Raw genomic sequence first — 19,404 nt, forward strand, 5'->3', positions numbered from 1 at the left:
GCAGCTTACTTCACGGTCGGTGGGGTTTCAAACGTATGGAACGGCGCCGGACTCGGCACGGTCCACTCCAGCCCTTCGGCACCTTCCCACGGTTTCGCCGGCGCGGCCTTGCCGCCACGAATCGTCGGGATCACCACGAAGACCAGGAAATACACCTGCATCAGGCCAAAGCCGAAACCACCGATCGAGGCGATCATGTTGAAGTCGGTGAACTGCGCGGGGTAGTCTGCGTAGCGGCGCGGCATGCCGGCCAGGCCCAGGAAGTGCATCGGGAAGAACGTCACGTTGAAGGTGATCAGTGACAGCCAGAAGTGGATCTTGCCGCGCGTCTCGTTGTACATATGGCCGGTCCATTTCGGCGACCAGTAATAGAAGCCGGCAAACAGCGCAAACAGCGAACCGGCCACCAGCACGTAGTGGAAGTGCGCCACCACGTAATAGGTATCCTGCAGCTGGATGTCGATCGGCGTGACGGCCAGGATCAGGCCGGTAAAGCCGCCCATGGTAAACACAAAGATGAAGCCGACCGAGAACAGCATCGGCGTCTCGAACGTCATCGAGCCCTTCCACATGGTAGCGATCCAGTTGAACACTTTCACGCCGGTCGGCACGGCGATCAGCATGGTGGCGTACATGAAGAACAGCTGGCTGGTCACCGGCATGCCGGTGGTAAACATGTGGTGCGCCCAGACGATGAACGACAGAATCGCGATCGAGGCCGTGGCGTACACCATCGAGGCGTAGCCGAACAGCGGTTTGCGGGCAAACGCGGGCAAAATCTGCGAGACGATGCCGAAGGCCGGCAAGATCATGATGTAGACCTCGGGGTGGCCGAAGAACCAGAAAATGTGCTGGTACATGACCGGGTCGCCGCCGCCGGCCGCGTTGAAGAACGAGGTGCCGAAATGGCGGTCGGTCAGGGTCATGGTAATTGCCCCGGCCAGCACCGGCATCACGGCGATCAGCAGGTACGCCGTGATCAGCCAGGTCCAGCAGAACATCGGCATTTTCATCAACGTCATGCCCGGTGCGCGCATGTTCAGGATGGTGACGATAATGTTGATCGAACCCATGATCGACGAGGCGCCCATCAGGTGCATGGCGAAAATTGCCATGTCCATGCCAGGGCCCATCTGCGTCGACAGCGGCGCGTACAGGGTCCAGCCGGCAGCGGTGGCGCCACCGGGCACCAGGAACGACGTCGCCAGCAAAATGGCGGCCGGCGGCAGCAGCCAGAACGAGAAGTTGTTCATGCGCGCAAAGGCCATGTCGGAGGCGCCCACCTGCAGCGGGATCATCCAGTTGGCGTAGCCGACAAAGGCCGGCATGATGGCGCCGAACACCATCACCAGACCGTGCATGGTGGTGAGCTGGTTGAAAAATTCCGGGTGGAAGAACTGCAGACCCGGGTGAAACAGCTCGGTGCGTATCATCAGCGCCAGCACGCCGCCCGACAGCAGCATGATGAAGGAGAACCACAGGTACAGGGTGCCGATATCCTTGTGGTTGGTGGCAAACAGCCAGCGGCGGTAGCCGGTGGGGTGATCGTGACTATGGTCGTGGGCGTGGTCGTGAAGATCGTGACCGGCGCGGTCCAGGGTGCTAGTGCTCGTGCTCATCTGCGGCTCCTGATTACTTGCGTGCAGCCACAACTTCGGCTGGTTGAACGATGTTTTCTTCGGCTTTGTTGGACCAGCTATTGCGGGTGTAAGTGATTACTGCCGCGATATCGGTGTCCGACAGTTGTTTCCAGGCTGGCATTTCCGCCGGATACTTGCCGCTCTTTTGCCCGTTCAGCAAGACATGGATCTGCGCCGCTTTCGGACCATTGACGACCGGCGAGCCATCGAGCGGCGCGAAGGCGCCCGGCACGCCCTTGCCGGTTGCCTGGTGACACACCACGCAGTTGGCCGCATACACTTTTTCGCCCTTGACCTTCAGCTCGTCAATGGTCCAGGTCTTGTTCGGATCGTCGGCCAGCGCCGCCATTTCCTTCTGTTTCACGTCGACCCAGGCCTTGTAGTCGTCAGCGGAGACAACTTTCACGACGATCGGCATAAAGGCGTGTTCCTTGCCGCACAGTTCGGCGCAGTTGCCGCGGAAGGTGCCGATATGGTCGGCCTTGAACCAGGTGTCGCGCACGAAACCGGGGATCGCATCCTGTTTCACGCCAAACGCGGGCACCGACCAGGCATGGATCACATCATTGGCGGTCAGCACCATGCGGATCTTTTTATTGACCGGCACCACCACTTCATTGTCGACTTCGATCAGGTAATTTTCACCGCGCTTTTCGGTCGGCGGCGCGCCTGGGGCACCCACTTGCGAGCGCGGCGTGGACAGGTTGGACAGGAAGGAAATGCCCTGCCCCTCGCCTTTCAGGTAGTCATAGCCCCATTTCCACTGCATGCCGGTGGCCTTGATGGTGATGTCGGCATTCGACGTATCTTTCATGCCGACCACGGTGCGCGTGGCTGGCAGCGCCATGCCGATAACGATCAGGAAAGGCACCACCGTCCAGGCGATCTCGACGGTAGTGCTTTCGTGGAAGGTGGCCGGTTTGTGGCCCAGCGACTTGCGATGCTTGAAGATGGAATAGAACATGACGCCGAACACGGCCACGAAGATCACCAGGCAGATGACCATCATCCAGGTGTGCAAATCGTAGATTTCATGGGCGATCTGGGTCGCCGGCGGTTGCAGATTCATCTCGAAGGGCACCGGACCGCCCGTGCCGGGATAGGTGGAGGCGGCAGGTGCCGCCATGGCCCATTGTCCGCTGCCAGCCGCTAGCAGCAATAGTCCCGGCATCGACGATAGCAGTCGCTTTGCATAAGTCATGTTTTCCCCAACCACCTAAAAAATAACGATATTTTAAACGGCTGCGGAAACCTCCGTACTCCCCCGCTGCCGCTCCTCCATGAAAGCTCAACGGCCCGACCGCCGCCGCAAGCCTGTAGCACCAGCAGATTCCATGCTGGCTGGTCGACAAAAAAAACCGCGCCGGACCACCATGCTGAAACCCTGTTTTTCCATCTCTCTGCAGTGTCCCTGCATGCAAGATGATTACTATACTAATGCACTAACTTCGAGCGTGGCTTGCTTTGCGTTTTTATTTTTTGCACGGCCCTTGTTTTTTAGCTTAACAAGCTGACAAAACAATCAAGGATTATAAGCAAGAAAAGTTGAATCCATCAAGAAATATGCAGTGTGCATGGACCCGCGCCGGCAATGGCGGCGCGGTTTGCAACGGTTGTAGCGCAATCGCCTGAAATGGCGACCAGGTCTGGCTTATTTTCTTGGCAAATCAAAACGAATGATCGCCTCGCCATTGCGCGTGACGCGCGGGGCCGGACGAAAAGCATGGCCATAAAGCACTTCAAAAGTCAGCCCCAGCTTGCCATCCGGGCGGCGCATTTTTTCCAGCGCGGCCAGCATGCGCTGCCATGCAGCTTTCCCCATCAGCCCGCGCTGGCGCGTGGTGAGCGGATTGCCGCCAAAAGCGCGTACATCGGCCAGCAGTTTTTCCGGCGTATCGTAGGTGACGGTAATGATTTCCATATCCAGCACCGGCGTGGAAAAGCCCGCTTCTACCAGCATGTCGCCAAAGTCATGCATGTCGACAAACGGCAAGGCGTGCGGAAACAGGTCGGCTTCGGCAAAGGCGTCGCGCAGTTCGCGGAAGGTGTCGGGACCGAAGCAGGAGAACATCAGCAGGCCGTCGAGGCGCAGCACGCGGCGCCATTCGGCAAACACGCGGTCGGGCTGAGCATGCCAGTGCAGCGCCAGGTTGGACCACACCAGGTCGACGCTACTGGGCGCCAGCGGCAAGTCGCCCAGGTCGCCGCACAGCAAGTCCACGCCCGTCTTGGCCGGCAGCAGCTTGCTGAGGAACTGGTTCAGGCCCGATAATTTGCTGGCCGGCGCGCGCGCCGCCTGCACCATCGCTTGCGCCGCGTCCAGGCCGAGAATCTGCGCGGCCGGATAATCCTTGTGCAGCTGCGCCAGGTCGGCGCCGGGGCCGCAACCGGCGTCAAGCACGCGCAAGGGAGCGATCTTCACCAGCTCCAGGCGCTCGTGCATGCGCGACGACACTTCGCGGCGCAAAAAATCGGACGGCGCCACGCGCGCCGGGCGGGAAAAGAAATCACGGACGTGCACCGCATCGATGGGCGCACTCATTTTGGGCGGAGTAGTGGGAACTGACATGTCGAATCGGGTGAGATGAGATAATGTCGGCAGTGTACATGGAACACGGCCATGGCGATCAGGACGACTTTTTGGCACGAGGTGCTTGGCGGCTTGCTGCCGGCCCAGTGCGCGCTGTGCGCCGGCAGTTGCCGTGGCGTCGTGTGCTCGCCTTGCCGGCAACAATACCTGGAACAGACGCGGCGCCGCTGCCGCCAGTGCGCCAATCCGCTGACCGATGTGGCCCAGCTGTGCGGACGCTGCTTGCGCCGGCCGCCAGCCTATGACGCCACCTGGACGGCGGTGGACTATGCGGCGCCGGTCGACCAGCTGTTGCTGCAACTGAAGTTTGGCGCGCGCCTGGCGCTGGCGCCGCTGTTCGCGCAATTGCTGGCGGCGGCCGTGCAGCAGGAAAACAACTGGGATGCGCCGCAACTGCTGTGCCCGGTACCGCTGGGCCCGGCCCGCCTGGTCGAGCGCGGCTACAACCAGGCGCTGGAAATTGCGCGTCCGCTGGCGCGCCAGCTTGGCATTGCCTTGCAGCCGCGGCTGGCGCTGCGCGTGCGCGAAACGCGGGCGCAAAGCGGGGTAGCGCCGCGCGAACGGCGGGCCAACCTGGCGCACGCCTTTATTGTTGAACCGGCATATGCGGCGCAGCTTGCACGCTGCCATGTCGGCATTGTCGACGACGTGATGAGCAGCGGCCACACCGTCCACGCGCTGGCGGCCGCCTTGAAACGCGCAGGCGCGCGCAAGGTCACCGTGCTGGTGGCGGCGCGCACGCCGCCCCGTTAATGCGTTAATTGATTATTTATGAGGAGAACGTCTTGTTTCATGTAGTGTTGGTCAATCCGGAAATTCCACCCAATACGGGCAATATCATCCGCCTGTGCGCCAATACGGGCGTGCAGCTGCACCTGATCGAACCGCTGGGCTTTCCGCTCGACGATTCAAAAATGAAGCGCGCCGGCCTCGACTACCACGACTACGCCACGATGAAAGTACACAAGAACTGGGACGCATTCATCGCCGACACCGGGCCCGATCCGGCGCGCATGTTCGCCATGACCACGCACGGCTCGCGCCCGTTTGCGGAACTGGCCTTCTTGCCCGGCGATGTGTTCGTGTTCGGTTCGGAAACAAAGGGCCTGGACCCGGAACTGCGCAACAGCTTCCCCGGCGAACAGCGCATCCGCCTGCCGATGCGCCCGGACAACCGCAGCCTGAATCTGTCGAATACGGTCGCGGTGGTGGTATACGAAGCGTGGCGCCAGCATGGCTACGCCGGCGGCGCGTAGGTCGGATTAGGCCCCAAAGGGGCCGTAATCCGACAACATTGTTGGCGCCGCTGGTGTTGTCGGGTTACGCGCTTGCGCGCTAACCCGACCTACGGATTCGCATACACAATCAGCGCAGCGCCAGCTGCGCGTTGGTGCCCGTGTCCACATCCATGATCACCAGCTGCGTGCGCAGGTCGCGCGTGGCGGCCAGCTTGCCGTTGACATACAGATTGGTCTTGACGCCGTACACGCCCTGCGACACGCCGGCCGGCAAGGTCAGCTCGAACGAGTTTTCAAAGCGCCCGCCCGTGCTGTTGTTGCTGGCCAGCGACTTCGAGCCGGACTTGAAGGGCTGGCCCTGCGGGTCGAGCACCACCAGTTCTTCGCGCACATCGTTGACGCTTTGCGCGCTGCCGTTGACCAGTTCCACCACCGATGTGACCTTGAACGGCTGGCCGCGCTTGACGGTGGCCGCGCTCACCTGCGGCGTGTATGACACGACTTGCGGCTCGCGTGGCAAGGCGCCGCGCGCGCGGATATAGTCGCGGTCGGCCTGCGCCGCCGTCTTGGTCTGGCGCGAATTGACGTTGATGGCAAGGCAACCGGCAGCGGCCAGGCCGCCGCCAATTGCCGCGCCCTTGACAATGCCGCTCTTGCCGCTGATCAGGCCACCGAGCAAGGCGCCAACGGCCGCGCCGGCGGCGGCCGTCGCGCCGACGCTGCACGGGTCGTCGCTGGTGGCGGCCTGGGGATTCTGCCCGCCTTGCGGGTATTGCGTATCCTGGCGCACGCCGTTCGGGTTGCCGGGCGCCGTCGCGCAGCCGGCCAGCATGGCGGTCAGGGTCAGGGCGGCGGCAGCGCGCAAAGTGGTCTTGTTCATATGAGCTCCAAAGTGACTTATTTAATCGTGGTTTCCGTCTGCAACACCTGGTGCTCGCGGTCACGGATGCGACGCGACAGGCTGTCGATGCGCGGGTTGTTCGGATCGACCCGGCGCGCGCTGTCCAGATAGGTCTTGGCGGCGTCAAAACGGCCATCGGCCATCGCCCGTTCGGCGTCGCGCAGGAAAGACTGCGCCATCTCGTTGCGCATGGCCGCGCCATTGTCGACGGCAGGCGCTGGACGTTCGACCACGCGCGGCGCAGCAGGTTCGGTCTGGATGGGGCGCGTTGGCGCCGCATCAACCGGTGCGGGCGCGGGCACAGGCGTGGGAGCCGGCGCCGGCGTATTCAATGCCTGCAATTCGGCCTTCAGCTGCTTCAGTTCCGGATATTCGCGGTCGATCGCTTCGAGCTTGGCGATGCCGTTTTGCGCAGCCGATGCATCCTTGTTGTCGAGCGCCTGGCGCACGCCCACCTGTACCGAGGCGGCCGCCGCCTGCTGGCGCGCCAGTTGCTTGCGCAGGGACTCCACGCTGGCGGCACCGGTGCAGTCAACGTCGAGCTTGGCGATGGCCTCGCCTGCGCTTTGCAAGCGCTTGCCGTCGAGCGCGTTTTCAATTGCCTTGACGCTGCGCTGGCAGCCGCTGCTGGCCGCGCCGGCCTTGCCGATGGCCGCCTGCAAGTCCTCGGCCTTGGCGCTGGACTTGCCGGTGCATGCGAGCCTGGCGGTGGCGAGCTTGCCGCGCGCGCCATCGAGGCTGCCATTGGCAACCAGCTTCAGGCCGCTGTCGATGGCGTCATTGCAGGCCGACTCGCTTTTGCCGCCGGGCTTGCCGTTCATATACACAATCACCAGCGCCAGCACGGCGATGCCGGCCAGCCAGCGCGGCCATTTTTTCGGTGGTGCGGGCGGCAGCACCGGCTTCGGTTCGGCTTTCGGCACGGGCCTGGGTTCTGCGGCTTTCGGCTCGGCCTTCGGTACCGGAGGCGGCGTGACCGGAATCACCGGCGGCGGTTTAGCCGCAGGCACGGGCTCCGGCTTGGGCTCCGGCTTGGGCTCCGGCTTGGGCACGGGCGCCGGCTTGGGCTGCGCCAGCGGTGGCGACGGCACAGCGGCCGCCACCGGTTTCGGCAACGGCGGCGGCACGGCGGCACCCGTCACTCCATGGCCGCAAAACGGACAGAACGGTACGCCACCGACCAGCACCGATTGACACTTGACACACTTGTTCACAACACGTCCTTCATTAAAGCTGCGGCGGCGACAGCGACGGCATCGAACTGAACAACGCCGAGGCCAGCTCAGGCAATTGCGTCAATTCAACCCAGGCCGGCATGCCTTCACGCCAGACTTTGGTGGCGGCCGGCACAATCTGGCCGGCGCGCACGAATTGCGCAATCTGCTGCGCCGTATACGGCCCTTGCGGCTTGTTGTCGATGCCCAGCATATATTGGTGCTCGACCGGCGCCAGCGACGGCATCGAGGACGGCGCCAGCGTCGCTGCGGCAAACGCCGTGGCCGCCGGCGCTGCTGCCGCTGCCGGCGCAAACAGCGCCTGCAAGGCGCCCGCTTCCAGCATTTCAGGCTTGATGGCAAATTTGAGTCGCGGCAAGCCACTTTCTCCGGGCGGCTGCACTTCCCACTCGTGCGCGTCGGCGTCCGACTCCGGTATCACATTGGCCCAGCGCTTCAGGTTCTGGTACAGCTTTTCCTCCAGCTTGGTGACTTCGGCGTCGGTCATGCCCTTGCGGCGCGCGCTCTCGCGCAGGTCGGCGGCGATTTCACGGGCGATGGCATTGCCGAAGCCCTTGTTGTCCAGCTGCACGCCACCATTGATCGATACCACGCGCGGCGTGTACACCTCGTCGGCGTAGTAACTGGCCAGCGCGGCCAGCGCCACGGTTTGCACCGCATCGAACTCGGCCAGGCGCTCGGCCACGCGCGATTCGATCAGGCCATGGAACACATTATGCAAGCCATTCTGGCGGATCAGGCGCTCGTTGCCGATACGGCGCAAGTCGCCACGCCCCATGGCAAACAGATACTGGCCCAGCGGCACCACTCTTCCGCTGTGGCGCGTCAGGATGCCCAGCATGACGGCTTTCAGGAACAGGCCGAAGTGTTCGGCCATCATGCGGATCTCATCGGTGCTTGGCGAGATCGGATGGTTGAACTGGGTCGTGTCGATATGTGTATGGATCGGCGCTTTTTCCTCGTCGCTTTCCTTGCGATAACTGGTGCGCCAGCCCTCCAGCCCGCGCAGCACCGTCAGCGGCACGCCAGCCAGTTCGCAATAGCAGACGGCACGCCCGGCAATGCCGGTTTCCACGATCTCGACCTGGCTGCTGGTAATGCCGGCCTGGGTCTGCACGCAGGCATTGATTTCGGCGCCGAATTTGGCCTTGAAGGCCACCGCGCCCGTCACCCCGATCACGCATTTGTACTGGTCGGCCTTGACGGTGAATTCGCCCACCATGTTGGCGTCGATCCACGGCATGGCGCAGGCCAGCAGCTTGCGGAAATAATCCTGGCGCCGCGCCGGGTCCATCTGGTCGAGCGCGACAAACAGCGGGTCGGCCCGGGCCGCATCCTGGTCATTGACGCCCATGCTTGCCAGGCGGTTTTCCGCCATGCGCTTGACCTTGTTCAGGATTTCGCCGCGCTTGGCCACGTCGCCCAGCATCGGGAACAAGGTCTTGGAGCCGCCGATGTCCTTGAAGGCCTCATCGGCCCAGTCGCGCAAGGTGGCCGCGCTCGGCATGGCGATATCGGCCAGCGTAACGGGCACGACGATGGCAGTCGCATGGTCTTTCTGCAGGTCTTTCTGCACGATGACGTTGGCGGTCTGCAACTGGTTCAGCATGTCGAGCACGGCGGCGCGGCCAACTTGCAGCTCGCCGACCAGGCCATTCCATACGGCGCGGCCTTCGGCGTCGACGCCGGTGCGGTTGCCCAGCCAGCGCGAAATGTCGCGCAGCAGCAATACCGCCTCGTCGGCGGCGCGCGCGCGCAGGTGGAACTTGAGCGCATTGGCGATCTCGGTGCGCAAATGGTCCATCACCACGCCGGCCTGTTTCTCGCCACTGCCGAAGAAGCCGCCACGGGTCTGTTCCAGGTTGTTCAGCAGGCGCTCGTATTCGCGCGTGCGCACGGCTTCCTTGATTTCGCGATAGCGCTCGGCATTCGTGTCGATCTGTGCGATCAGGCCGCTGCCGGGCGCTTCGATGCGGTCCTTCATCTGTTCGACCAGCGACAGCACATACTCCAGGCCGCCGAATTCCTTGTTATCGAGGTAGCCATACAACTGGTCGCGCACCACCTGCTTGATATGACCGAACAATTCCGCGCGCCGCTTGGCGATGCGGTCTTCGGTGGTGTCGGCGGTGGAATCCTGGTCGCGCACGGCGTCGCGTTCGAGCTGGCGCACGGCGTCGCGCAGCTGGGCCGGCCATTCCTTGCGGTCATAGCCGGTACGGATCTCGTCGACACGGCGGTTGACGCGTTCTTCCACGCCGGCCAGCAAATTGCCCTGGCGTTCGGCCAGCAGGTCGTCGACCATCTGGAAATCTTCGAACGCACCATTCGAGCGCTTCAGCTCGATGCTCTTGTCGGAAAACACCGGGAAGTCGTCGAACGGCAGGGCACGCAAGCCCATGTGCGCGGCCAGGAACTCGTTGCGCTGGCTGTCATTGGCGCGGTTGGCGCCGGCATCGACGCCGCCCACGCCAAAAAACGCTTTCAGCATGGCGCCGGCCCAGCGGTGGGCGCGTTCATCGCGCGCCGCTTCCTGGCGTGTATCGAGCACGGCCATGCCGAACGAGGAGTAGCGCTGCGAGAAATACAAACGCATGTCGCCGAAGCGGTTCTGCGGCACCGGCGCCTTGTACATCGAATTCTTGTGCTGCGCCTGGTTGACGGCGATCGAGCGCTTGGCGCGCGCAAAGTCGGCCGAGGCGAAATCTTCGAACAGGGAGTCGGCCACCATGTGATAGATGTCGTCGACGCTGTCGGTATGCTGCTGGGCCAGGTTGCCCGAATCGACCAGGAACACTTCGCTGTACGGCGAACGCGCCAGTTTGGGGCGGTCATAGCTGTCCCAGCGGCTCAGATAGCCCTGGTTGCCCATCATCGCCGATTCCATCTCCATCAGCGCCGCATAGCCATTGCCCTCGGTGCGGTCCTTGTTGTTTTTGGTAAAGCCGCTCGGCAGGAACAGCATCAGTTCCACGTCCGCATGCTCGACCTCGGTCTCGGCGATCCAGCGCGCCAGATAACCCATGTCAAGGAAGGACCCGGAACCGGTGCCGCCGGCCACCGAGCCGACCACCACGATACGGAAGCGGCCCGGCTCCATGCGCAGGCCCAGTTCGCTCAACTGGCGCTCGTGCGACAGGCCGGCTTTCAAATTCTTCAGCTTCAGGCGGATCTTGTCGCGCACCTTGCTGTACTTGTCGAAGAAGTACAGGCGCGACACGGCGCGCACCTGGCCGGCGCCGGCCTGCATGTCGAAGTTCAGGTCGCGGATTTTTTGCGGCGTCAGCGGCAGCCATTCCTTGATATGCGGATAGCGCTCGAGCGAATCGTCGTCGCGGCCGTACTTGTCGGCGTCAAACGAGCCGACGATCTTTTCATCGTCGGTAAATTTCAGCAGGTCGAATTGCAGGTCCTGCGCCTGCGACTCGCCGCTTTCCACCACCGCACCACTGTCCAGGTCAAAATGAATGAACTGCGCCACCGGAAACTCATCGAGCTTGTCGACCCGCTGGCGCTGGCCGGGGTTGCCCCACAAGGTATTGAGAATGCGCCGGCGCACGCGCATCAGCACCTGCATGCCGGTGCCGCCCACGCCGATAAACAAGGTGGGGCGCAAATCGATGATCTTGTCCTGCTTGCGCTCGCCCGGCGCGGCGGTGGTCTGGTTCAGTGTGTCTGACATGGTGTTTCCTTAACGGGAGTTCGGTGCCGGCGCGGGCAATCAGTTTTTGCTGGAGGTAAATGTGAGCACCAGCGCCACCAGGCCGACCAGCACCAGCGGCCCCATGAACAGAGGCGCCAGGAATTTATGCGAATTCACGGCCGCCAGCACCACGGCGGTGGCCAGGCTGGCCAGGAAAATGAACAGCCACCAGCCCGAGGCATTGGCCTTGTTCGGCGACACGCGCTTGCCCACCAGGCCGTTGGCGTAGGCGTTCTTGGCAAAGAAAAAGGCCACGAACAGCACCAGCAGCACGGCGCCGCCGATCAGCGTGTCGCGCGATGAGGTGTCGGTGGCGCCGACCTGGTCCAGCGCTGGCGCGGTCTCGACGCTGGCGGTGGTTGCCGGCGCAGCCGAGGCGGCAGGAGCGGCCTGCTCGGCCGGCGTGGCTGCCGGGGGTGGCAAGGTAAAGCCTGCGTTGTCTTTGGGAGTATCTTGTGCCATCGTCTGCCTCGAAAAGTAAAATATAAAACAGGAAAAGTGATCAGCCCAGCGTCAGCTGGTGGCCCTCGGCCACGCGGACCACGGACGGCTTGCCCAGGCCACGCTTGAGTTCACCGATATCGCGCCCGCCATCGTCACGAATGACAACGCTTTTGAACGGCTTGAGCATGATCTGGCGCGCCACGCCGTCGACCATCACGCGGTAGCGCGTGCTGCGCGTGCCCAGCAGGCCGAACAGCACAAACGCCAGCACCAGCAGCAAGATCGCGCCGATAATCAGCAGCACCGGCAGCAGCGGATACTGGATGCGCACCAGCAAAGGCACGGTGGCCTGCGACGCGCGCACGCTGTCGGGCGGCGTAAATACTTCCGAGATCGGGTCGCCGGGGAACAGTTCCTGCAGTTCGGTGGCAAAGCCGGACGACAGCGCCAGGCGCTGGCCGGCCAGGCCCACCGTCGCCGTCATCGGCAGCAAGACCTGCTTGCCCATGGCGGACAATGCCTGGGCCGACCACGGCGAAGGAATCTGTGCCATCGGCAAGTCGAAGCGCACTTCGACCGACTGGCTGGCGCCCGGCTGCAAGCCCTTGATGGTATCGGGCGTCACCTGCAGCGGCGCCGCCTGGCCGGCCAGCGCCGCCTGCACCGTGGCGTTTTCGATCACATACGGGAAAAACATGTTTTGCAGCGAGGCCTGCAGCACGACGCTGGGCACCAGGCTGGCAGCTTCCACGTCGAGCACGATGGTGCGGCCATCGCGGCCCAGGCTGGCGTGCACGTTCGGGCTGTTCTTGACCGACTGCGGCACGATGCGCACGGCATCCTGGTCGACCGGTTTCAAGCGGGCCGGCGCGCGCGTCAGCACTTTCGACAAACGCCCTTCGGCCTGGATGCGCGTCAGGGCGTCGGCGGCCGGCTGGCCGTAGGCCAGCGCATACACCATCAAGCCCTTGGCGCTGTAGAGCTTGCCTTGCACAGGCATGCGCAAAGGAAACACCAGCGTCTTGGTAATCGACGGCTCCAGGTGCAGCAGGCGATAGAAATCGCGGTTGCGCTCGGCCGTCTGGCTGTCGTTGTTGGGACTGTTCTTGTTATTGGTAAAAATCCACACGATGCCGGACGCCGAACGAAACGGGCCGGTGATGGTTTTCGTCACGGCTTCCTGGAAGTCCGTATCGGCCAGCGCGCCGCCATTGCCCTTGCGGGCCAGGCCCAGCGGCGCCAGCTGTGCGTTGATGGCTGCCGCGCCGCGCCCCTGCCCCAGCAGCGCGGGCGAGACATTGCTGCCGCTGCTCTGGCTGAAGGCCAGCAGAAACAGCTGGTCCTCAGGCGTGCTGGCGGCCTGCGCCACGGCACCCACCAGCGCTTTCAGCTGCGATTGCTGATCGGTATAAAACGGTTCCATCCAGCCCGAGTTCTGCACCAGAAAGGCTTGCTGGATGCCGGCCGCCTGCAGCGGCAGGCTGGTGGCCAGGGTGATCACTGCGGCGACGGCGGCAAACAAGCGCGGAATCAATTTCATGCTTGCAGCTTCCAGCCATCGATACGCGTGAGCAGCGGGTGATATGCCCACAGCGTGCCCTGGTGCGCAAACAGGCGCATGCGCCACGGTTCGGCCACTGAAAAAGCGTGGAACGGCATTTCGCGCACGCCGTCATCCTGCAGCAACTGCGCATACATGCGCTCTTCCGAGCGCAGCACGCTGTCCAAGCTGCTGCGGGTTTCAAAGCGCACGCCCAATACGGTCTCGCCCGCTTCCAGCAGCGGCATCACCGACTTGCTGCTGCCACCGTCATTGCCGCGCTCCAGTTCCAGCCAGGGCGCAGTTTTCAGTTTGGTGGAAAAACGGTAATTGAAGCTGCCCGAGCACAGGCGCGGCTCCATCGCCTCCACGGTTTCATTTGCGGTGCCCAGTTTCAGGTACAGGTAACGGTCGGCGCCCACATCAAAGCACAGCTGCCACAAGTCGCCGTCGCGCGACAGGTAGGGGCAGCCGAAATCGAATTGCGGCTGCAGGCCGGCCGGCCACGGTGTCCAGGATGCCGCCATGCCGCCGTCCTGGCGCTGCTGCAGGCGCAACTGACCGTGCTCGCATGGCCAGATCACGCTGCGGCCATAGGCTACCGGCGCGCTGGCACGGCCCGGCACCACCGCGCCGTCGAGCAGCACTTCGGCGCCCAGGGCATGCTGCATGTCGAGGTTCAGGAAACGGATCACGCCGTCCGGTCCTTGCAGCGGCGCCCACAGCCGGCCCTGGAACCAGCTGGGCGCGGCCGCCGACGGCGCATCGCCGAAATGCTCGACCTGGTAGGTCAGAGATGGAAGGTCGGGCGTGACGCAGGCCAGGCCGTGGCCGCTGGGCACATACAGGCGGCTGTTCCAGCCGGTGGCCAGCTCGGCGCGCCAGGCCGTCTCGCCCAGCAGGCATTCGGACAGCAGGCCGCCTTGCGAGGACTCGAGCGCCAGCCAGTGCTGCGAACCGGGCAGCCAGCCGTACAGGGAACCCTTGCGCGCGTCCAGCGCCAGCAGGGCCGCGCCGGTGGTACCGAAACGGGCCGAGAAAAACGCGTGCTCGCCAGGTGGCGGCGTGGGCAAGGTAGCGTCGGGATCCGCATTGGCCAGCGCGTCGGCAGGCTCGTCGCGCGCCGGGCTGCGTGCCAGCTTCATCGGCACGGCCGTCTGGCGCAGGCCGGTGGCGCCAGGCATGGCGCTGCTGTTGAGCGGGCGCGCGCCAAACGGCGGCACCCAGGCGCTGGCCTGGCCAGCGGTAGGCGGCGCCTGCAGGGTAGCGCCCGTAAACGGACTGAAATGGAATTCGGGCGGAAAATGCACGCTTGCGTCGCCGGGCAGGCGGTGCGTGCGCATCAGCTGGCCGATATCGTCGCTGGTCAGACGCGGTGACACCGCCTTGCCTGAAGCGCTACGTTCAAATTGCAGGCCTGACTGGGCTTCATCGGCAATCCATACGCCCGATTGCAGCAGCCATTCTCCCGTGGTTTTATGATCCATTGATTTCTTCTGTCGCAAACGATGACCGCCATGGGACGTGGCGTAACAGGAAAGGCGGCACTACGCGCTGCGGCTGATTGATCGGCAGCCTTGGCATGTTGATCATATTACCGCCTTTTTATCCATGAGGAAACATTGGCCATGGCCAAGTTCATGCGCGCGGCGCGACACCACACGCCAGCACGATAGTATAAACGCAACAGGCCGCCACACAAGCGGCCGTGTGCGCAATCTGGCGAGCATTATTGCTGACGCACCTTGCTGAGCAGCTTGGTGGTCGAGCGGTCGTGTTCGAAGTCGATCGCCACCGCCTGGCCGCCATAGGCCAGCACGGCTTTGCCTTCGGGAATCGCCGTCATGTCGTAGTCGCCGCCCTTGACATAGATGCCGGGCTCGATTTCCTGCACCACTTCGAGCGCGCTGTCTTCCGAGAACGGCACCACCAGGCTCACCGATTCGAGCGCGGCCAGCACGGCCATGCGGTCTTCGCAGCTGTTGAGCGGACGGTCGTCGCCCTTGCCCAGGCGCTTGACGGAAGCATCGGTATTGATCGCCACCACCAGCGAAGCGCCCAGCGCGCGCGCCTGCGCCAGATAGGTCACATGGCCCCGGTGCAAGATATCGAACACGCCGTTGGTGACGACCACTGGTGTCGGCAGGGCGGCGGCGCGCGCCTGCAGTTCCTCGCGGCTGCATAGTTTGGTTTCAAAGTCGGGCATGGGGTTCCGTTGTTCAGTACAGTAGAGTAAGGGGCTTGCTGCCTCTATTATAGGGGGCGATCCGCTACAATACGCGATCGCCGCGACAGTTTGCCGCGCGCGTCACTTTCATTCATTGCAAGCAGGCACTTCCTGTGTTTCAATCACCCTATGACACTGACTGAACTGAAATATATCGTGGCGGTCGCGCGCGCCAAGCACTTCGGCCATGCCGCCGAAGCCTGCTTTGTTGCCCAGCCAACCCTGTCAGTGGCCATCAAGAAGCTCGAAGACGAACTGGGCGTGGTGCTGTTCGAACGCGGTGGCGCCGAAATCTCGGTCACGCCGCTGGGCGCGCAAATCATTGCCCAGGCCGAACGCGTGCTGGAACAGACGGCCGCCATCAAGGAGCTGGCCAAGCAGAACAAGGATCCGCTGGCCGGGCCTTTGCGCCTGGGCGTGATCTACACCATCGGCCCCTACCTGCTGCCGCCGCTGGTGAAAGCGATGATAGACCAGGTGCCGCAGATGCCTTTGATTTTGCAGGAAAATTTTACCGTGCGCCTGCTCGAACTGCTGCGCCAGGGTGAACTGGACGTGGCCATCATGGCACTGCCCCTGCCCGAGCACGGCATGTCCATGCACGACCTGTATGACGAACCGTTCGTGGTCGCCATGCCGCGCCACCATGCGTGGACGGCGCGCCAGAGCATTGCCGCGCAAGACCTGAAATCGGAGACCATGCTGTTGCTGGGTAACGGCCATTGCTTCCGCGACCAGGTACTGGAAGTGTGCCCGGAAATGGCGCGCTTTTCCTCGCCCGGCAATGGCATGCAGCGCACGTTCGAGGGATCGTCGCTGGAAACCATCCGCCATATGGTGGCCAGCGGCATCGGCCTGACCGTGCTGCCGCGTGCCTCGGTGCCGGACATGCACGCCGTTGACGGCATGCTGGAATACCGCGAATTCGACGCGCCGGCGCCGTCGCGCCGGGTGGTGATGCTTTGGCGCAAGAGCTTCACGCGCAAGGCGGCCATCGACGCCCTGTGCGCGGCCATCGCCAGCTGCAAGCTGCCCGGCATCGACATGCTGTTGACGGAAGAAACCTGAGCAACAATAGTACATAATCATACTATTTGCGATAATCGGCGTTTCTCTCCTACAAGATTGAGTTGCCCATGAACAAGCTGGCGCTGTATTTTCGCCTGATCCGTCTCGACAAGCCGATCGGTACCGTATTGCTGCTGTGGCCTACCCTGTGCGCGCTGTGGCTGGCGCAGCAAGGCGTGCCGGACTGGCGGCTGCTGCTGATCTTCATCCTCGGCACCTTTCTGATGCGCTCGGCAGGCTGCGCCATCAACGACTACGCCGACCAGGATATCGACAAATTCGTCAAGCGCACCGCCGAGCGGCCGATTACGAGCGGGCGCATCAGCGGCAAGGAAGCCCTGGCCGTGGCCGGCGTGCTGACGGTGGCGGCCTTCTGCCTGATCCTGCCGCTGAACGCGCTGACCAAGCAGCTATCCGTGGCGGCCGTGATCATCGCCGCCACCTATCCCTACTTCAAGCGCTTCTTCGCGATTCCGCAAGCGTACCTGGGCATTGCCTTCGGCTTCGGCATTCCGATGGGCTTTGCCGCCATCTCGGACTTTGTGCCCGTTGTCGCCTGGCTGCTGCTGGTAGGCAATGTGTTCTGGGCCGTGGCCTACGATACGGAATACGCCATGGTCGACCGCGATGACGACCTGAAGATCGGCATCAAGACCTCGGCCATTACCTTCGGGCGTTACGACGTGGCCATCATCATGCTGTGCTATGCCGTATTCCTGCTGCTGTGGCTGGCATGCGGCTGGTATTTGGGCCTGCGCTACTGGTACGTGGCGGGCCTGCTGGTGGCGGCCGGCTGCGCGGTTTATCACTACACATTGATCCGCGCACGCGAGCGTATGCCGTGTTTTGCCGCATTCCGGCATAATAACTGGCTAGGAGCAGCGGTATTTGCGGGGGTCGTGCTCGACTTTGCATTTCGCTAGTCATAAGTGTTGCGTCCCAGAAGTCATTGAGGCGCCGCAAGACCAACTGGCCGCTGCTGTCTACACTGGTATTTCACTGTGCTTTCACCCACCGATGAGGTAATACATGAGCTCGATACAAACAGGCAAATCCAGCAGCGACAAGATTATTGACGAGGCCGGCCAGGCACGCGATAAAGTCATCGGCGACCTGAAAGGCGTCATCAGCGAAGCCGAAGGCTGGCTCGACAATGCAGGCGGCCAGACCGGCGAAAACATCCGCGCCGTGAAAGAAAAATTCATCGCCACCCTCGATACGGCCAAAAAAGACCTGATCAAGCTGGAAGAAGATCTGGTCGACCGTACCAAGAAGGCCGCCAAGGCCACCGATGAATACGTGCAGGACAATCCATGGAAGGCGGTCGGTGCCGGCGCCGTCGTGGGCGTGCTGTTCGGCCTGCTGCTGGCCTCCTCGCGCCGCTAGTTTCCTGTTCCATCCGGGCGGCACGGCCGCCTGCATTTCGACACGAAAGACAGTTCATGGCTATCGTTCAACATGCTGCCCGCGTCGCGGCGACCCTGGCCGACATTATCCGCACCCGCTTGAAACTGGCGGCGGTAGAAATGGAAGAAGAGTCGCTGCGCTACCTGACTTACCTGGGCCTGGCCATGCTGGCCCTGCTGCTGCTGTTTGTCGGCCTGGTATTGCTGGTGTTCCTGGTCATCGTCATGTTCTGGGACACGCACCGCATTGCCGCCATCGCCATTTCCTCGACCGTCTTTATCGTTGCCGCCATCGCCACCCTGGTCGGCGTGCGCGCCAGTTTTCTGCGCAAGCCCAAACTGCTGTCATTCACCATGGACGAACTGAGCAAGGACCTCGACGCCTTGCAGCATCTGGCACAGCGCGAATCGGAGCGACCATGAACGACCAACTCCTGCCCCCTCTCAAGATCAAGCTGAGCGCCAGGCAGCGGCGCGACGCACTGCTGGCCGAATGCACGCTGCAGCGCGCGGCGCTGGGCGAGCAGACGCATCTGCTGCTGGAACCCTTGACCGGCGGCAATCTGCGCCATGCCCTCATGGCGCGCCTGAAATTGCCGCTGATGGCGGGCGCCGCCGTGCTGGGCCTGATGTTGCTGCGTCCGCGCCGCACCCTGCCGCTGTTGCTGCGTGCCAGCGCTCTGCTGCGCAACGCCAGTGTCGCCCTGCCCTTGATCCGCAGCGTGCTGGCACGCATGAACCGGCATCATTCGCCACCATAATTATTTTTTTCTTGCTGCATCCAAACGGTTTCCTCGCGGGTAGTACTGGTATCAACCAATCGGTTGAACCCTCACTCAAGGAGACCGCCATGCACGCCATCATCGCCCCACGCCACCTCGCCCTGCCCTTTGCCGCCCTGCTGCTCGCTGCCTGCGCGCCCATGAGCGCGCGCTATACGCAAGATAATTTGCCGGCCCCCGTGAAAGTACCCGATGGCCACCAAGTCGCGATGCAAACTGTGGGCGTCGGCAAGATCGCCTATGAATGCAAGGCAAAAAAAGACATGAGCGGCCACGAATGGGTATTTGGCGGGCCGGACGCAGTGCTCAATGACCGCGGCGGCATGCAGGTCGGCACCTATGTGGGACCACCGGCCACCTGGGCCAGCCGCGATGGTTCGGCCGTGACGGCAACCCAGGTAGCGGTGGCGCCTGCCGGCGCCGGCAATATTCCGTATCAGCTGGTCAAGGCGAATCCCGCCACCGGCAGCGGCGCGATGCAGGGCGTGAGCTATATCCAGCGCGTGGCCACCCAAGGCGGCGTGGCGCCGATGTCCGCCTGCAGCGCCAGCAACTTGGGCGCCAAACAATGGGTGCCTTACCAGGCCGATTATATTTTCTGGAAAGCCGCCTGAAACGGTTGAAACATGT

General features: G+C 63.1%; 18 protein-coding genes. 8 read left to right on the top strand and 10 right to left on the bottom strand.

Features of this window, described 5'->3' with window-relative positions; translation table 11 throughout:
* Positions 1 to 5 precede the first annotated feature (5 nt).
* The 3 genes from ctaD to AC0Z42_RS15580 form a co-directional block, all read right to left on the bottom strand.
* Complete coding sequence (gene ctaD / locus AC0Z42_RS15570; protein ID WP_485469109.1) at positions 6 to 1,619, bottom strand: cytochrome c oxidase subunit I; 1,614 nt, start codon at positions 1,617 to 1,619, stop codon at positions 6 to 8.
* Between the two features lie 13 nt (positions 1,620 to 1,632).
* On the bottom strand, positions 1,633 to 2,841 hold the full coding sequence (gene coxB, locus AC0Z42_RS15575) for a cytochrome c oxidase subunit II (protein ID WP_485469110.1): 1,209 nt from the start codon (positions 2,839 to 2,841) through the stop codon (positions 1,633 to 1,635).
* A gap of 450 nt (positions 2,842 to 3,291) precedes the next feature.
* Complete coding sequence (locus AC0Z42_RS15580; RefSeq protein ID WP_485469111.1) at positions 3,292 to 4,182, bottom strand: methyltransferase domain-containing protein; 891 nt, start codon at positions 4,180 to 4,182, stop codon at positions 3,292 to 3,294.
* Positions 4,183 to 4,260: 78 nt separating this feature from the next.
* On the opposite strand from AC0Z42_RS15580, the gene AC0Z42_RS15585 reads away from it, so the two are divergent.
* Both AC0Z42_RS15585 and trmL read left to right on the top strand, forming a co-directional pair.
* A complete protein-coding gene (locus AC0Z42_RS15585; RefSeq protein WP_485469112.1) occupies positions 4,261 to 4,983 on the top strand; it encodes a double zinc ribbon domain-containing protein in 723 nt (240 codons plus the stop codon).
* Positions 4,984 to 5,015: 32 nt separating this feature from the next.
* Complete coding sequence (trmL, locus tag AC0Z42_RS15590) at positions 5,016 to 5,486, top strand: tRNA (uridine(34)/cytosine(34)/5-carboxymethylaminomethyluridine(34)-2'-O)-methyltransferase TrmL (protein WP_485469113.1); 471 nt, start codon at positions 5,016 to 5,018, stop codon at positions 5,484 to 5,486.
* Between the two features lie 109 nt (positions 5,487 to 5,595).
* On the opposite strand, the gene AC0Z42_RS15595 is transcribed toward trmL, so the two are convergent.
* From AC0Z42_RS15595 to rfaE2, 7 genes are all read right to left on the bottom strand, one after another.
* Positions 5,596 to 6,348, bottom strand: coding sequence for a hypothetical protein (locus tag AC0Z42_RS15595; RefSeq protein WP_485469114.1), 753 nt, complete (start codon positions 6,346 to 6,348; stop codon positions 5,596 to 5,598).
* A gap of 17 nt (positions 6,349 to 6,365) precedes the next feature.
* The gene (locus AC0Z42_RS15600; RefSeq protein WP_485469115.1) at positions 6,366 to 7,583 is read right to left on the bottom strand and encodes a hypothetical protein; all 1,218 of its coding nucleotides are present in this window, start codon (positions 7,581 to 7,583) and stop codon (positions 6,366 to 6,368) included.
* Positions 7,584 to 7,596: 13 nt separating this feature from the next.
* Complete coding sequence (locus AC0Z42_RS15605; RefSeq protein ID WP_485469116.1) at positions 7,597 to 11,286, bottom strand: tubulin-like doman-containing protein; 3,690 nt, start codon at positions 11,284 to 11,286, stop codon at positions 7,597 to 7,599.
* A 39-nt stretch (positions 11,287 to 11,325) separates the two neighbouring features.
* Positions 11,326 to 11,769 (bottom strand): hypothetical protein, encoded by a 444-nt coding sequence (locus AC0Z42_RS15610; RefSeq protein ID WP_485469117.1) that lies wholly within the window; start codon positions 11,767 to 11,769, stop codon positions 11,326 to 11,328.
* Positions 11,770 to 11,809: 40 nt separating this feature from the next.
* Positions 11,810 to 13,291, bottom strand: a complete 1,482-nt coding sequence (locus tag AC0Z42_RS15615; protein ID WP_485469118.1) for a hypothetical protein — start codon at positions 13,289 to 13,291, stop codon at positions 11,810 to 11,812.
* The gene (locus AC0Z42_RS15620; RefSeq protein ID WP_485469119.1) at positions 13,288 to 14,778 is read right to left on the bottom strand and encodes a hypothetical protein; all 1,491 of its coding nucleotides are present in this window, start codon (positions 14,776 to 14,778) and stop codon (positions 13,288 to 13,290) included. The genes AC0Z42_RS15615 and AC0Z42_RS15620 overlap by 4 nt, the downstream gene beginning before the upstream one ends.
* 242 nt (positions 14,779 to 15,020) lie before the next feature.
* Positions 15,021 to 15,497 (bottom strand): D-glycero-beta-D-manno-heptose 1-phosphate adenylyltransferase, encoded by a 477-nt coding sequence (gene rfaE2 / locus AC0Z42_RS15625; RefSeq protein WP_485469120.1) that lies wholly within the window; start codon positions 15,495 to 15,497, stop codon positions 15,021 to 15,023.
* Positions 15,498 to 15,647: 150 nt separating this feature from the next.
* Between rfaE2 and AC0Z42_RS15630 the strand changes: the two genes are divergently transcribed.
* From AC0Z42_RS15630 to AC0Z42_RS15655, 6 genes are all read left to right on the top strand, one after another.
* On the top strand, positions 15,648 to 16,586 hold the full coding sequence (locus AC0Z42_RS15630; RefSeq protein WP_485469121.1) for a LysR substrate-binding domain-containing protein: 939 nt from the start codon (positions 15,648 to 15,650) through the stop codon (positions 16,584 to 16,586).
* 68 nt (positions 16,587 to 16,654) lie between these two features.
* Entirely contained in the window at positions 16,655 to 17,509 is an 855-nt protein-coding gene (ubiA, locus tag AC0Z42_RS15635; RefSeq protein ID WP_485469122.1) for a 4-hydroxybenzoate octaprenyltransferase, read from the top strand.
* A 106-nt stretch (positions 17,510 to 17,615) separates the two neighbouring features.
* Entirely contained in the window at positions 17,616 to 17,972 is a 357-nt protein-coding gene (locus AC0Z42_RS15640) for an ElaB/YgaM/YqjD family protein (RefSeq protein ID WP_485469123.1), read from the top strand.
* A gap of 56 nt (positions 17,973 to 18,028) precedes the next feature.
* Entirely contained in the window at positions 18,029 to 18,415 is a 387-nt protein-coding gene (locus AC0Z42_RS15645; protein ID WP_485469124.1) for a phage holin family protein, read from the top strand.
* Positions 18,412 to 18,753, top strand: a complete 342-nt coding sequence (locus tag AC0Z42_RS15650) for a hypothetical protein (RefSeq protein WP_485469125.1) — start codon at positions 18,412 to 18,414, stop codon at positions 18,751 to 18,753. Before AC0Z42_RS15645 ends, AC0Z42_RS15650 begins: the two co-directional genes overlap by 4 nt.
* Before the next feature lie 89 nt (positions 18,754 to 18,842).
* Positions 18,843 to 19,388, top strand: a complete 546-nt coding sequence (locus AC0Z42_RS15655; protein ID WP_485469126.1) for a DUF3455 domain-containing protein — start codon at positions 18,843 to 18,845, stop codon at positions 19,386 to 19,388.
* The last annotated feature ends 16 nt before the right edge of the window (positions 19,389 to 19,404 follow it).

Source organism: Janthinobacterium sp. 1L-D-8-B-C4, assembly GCF_057291295.1.

What these genes read in the sequence shown, in the direction of transcription:
- ctaD (WP_485469109.1), bottom strand. Translation starts at nt 1,619, where the DNA reads ATGAGCACGAGCACTAGCACCCTGGACCGCGCCGGTCACGATCTTCAC.
- coxB (WP_485469110.1), bottom strand. Translation starts at nt 2,841, where the DNA reads ATGACTTATGCAAAGCGACTGCTATCGTCGATGCCGGGACTATTGCTG.
- AC0Z42_RS15580 (WP_485469111.1), bottom strand. Translation starts at nt 4,182, where the DNA reads ATGAGTGCGCCCATCGATGCGGTGCACGTCCGTGATTTCTTTTCCCGC.
- AC0Z42_RS15585 (WP_485469112.1), top strand. Translation starts at nt 4,261, where the DNA reads ATGGCGATCAGGACGACTTTTTGGCACGAGGTGCTTGGCGGCTTGCTG.
- AC0Z42_RS15595 (WP_485469114.1), bottom strand. Translation starts at nt 6,348, where the DNA reads ATGAACAAGACCACTTTGCGCGCTGCCGCCGCCCTGACCCTGACCGCC.
- AC0Z42_RS15605 (WP_485469116.1), bottom strand. Translation starts at nt 11,286, where the DNA reads ATGTCAGACACACTGAACCAGACCACCGCCGCGCCGGGCGAGCGCAAG.
- AC0Z42_RS15610 (WP_485469117.1), bottom strand. Translation starts at nt 11,769, where the DNA reads ATGGCACAAGATACTCCCAAAGACAACGCAGGCTTTACCTTGCCACCC.
- AC0Z42_RS15615 (WP_485469118.1), bottom strand. Translation starts at nt 13,291, where the DNA reads ATGAAATTGATTCCGCGCTTGTTTGCCGCCGTCGCCGCAGTGATCACC.
- AC0Z42_RS15620 (WP_485469119.1), bottom strand. Translation starts at nt 14,778, where the DNA reads ATGGATCATAAAACCACGGGAGAATGGCTGCTGCAATCGGGCGTATGG.
- rfaE2 (WP_485469120.1), bottom strand. Translation starts at nt 15,497, where the DNA reads ATGCCCGACTTTGAAACCAAACTATGCAGCCGCGAGGAACTGCAGGCG.
- AC0Z42_RS15630 (WP_485469121.1), top strand. Translation starts at nt 15,648, where the DNA reads ATGACACTGACTGAACTGAAATATATCGTGGCGGTCGCGCGCGCCAAG.
- ubiA (WP_485469122.1), top strand. Translation starts at nt 16,655, where the DNA reads ATGAACAAGCTGGCGCTGTATTTTCGCCTGATCCGTCTCGACAAGCCG.
- AC0Z42_RS15640 (WP_485469123.1), top strand. Translation starts at nt 17,616, where the DNA reads ATGAGCTCGATACAAACAGGCAAATCCAGCAGCGACAAGATTATTGAC.
- AC0Z42_RS15645 (WP_485469124.1), top strand. Translation starts at nt 18,029, where the DNA reads ATGGCTATCGTTCAACATGCTGCCCGCGTCGCGGCGACCCTGGCCGAC.
- AC0Z42_RS15650 (WP_485469125.1), top strand. Translation starts at nt 18,412, where the DNA reads ATGAACGACCAACTCCTGCCCCCTCTCAAGATCAAGCTGAGCGCCAGG.
- AC0Z42_RS15655 (WP_485469126.1), top strand. Translation starts at nt 18,843, where the DNA reads ATGCACGCCATCATCGCCCCACGCCACCTCGCCCTGCCCTTTGCCGCC.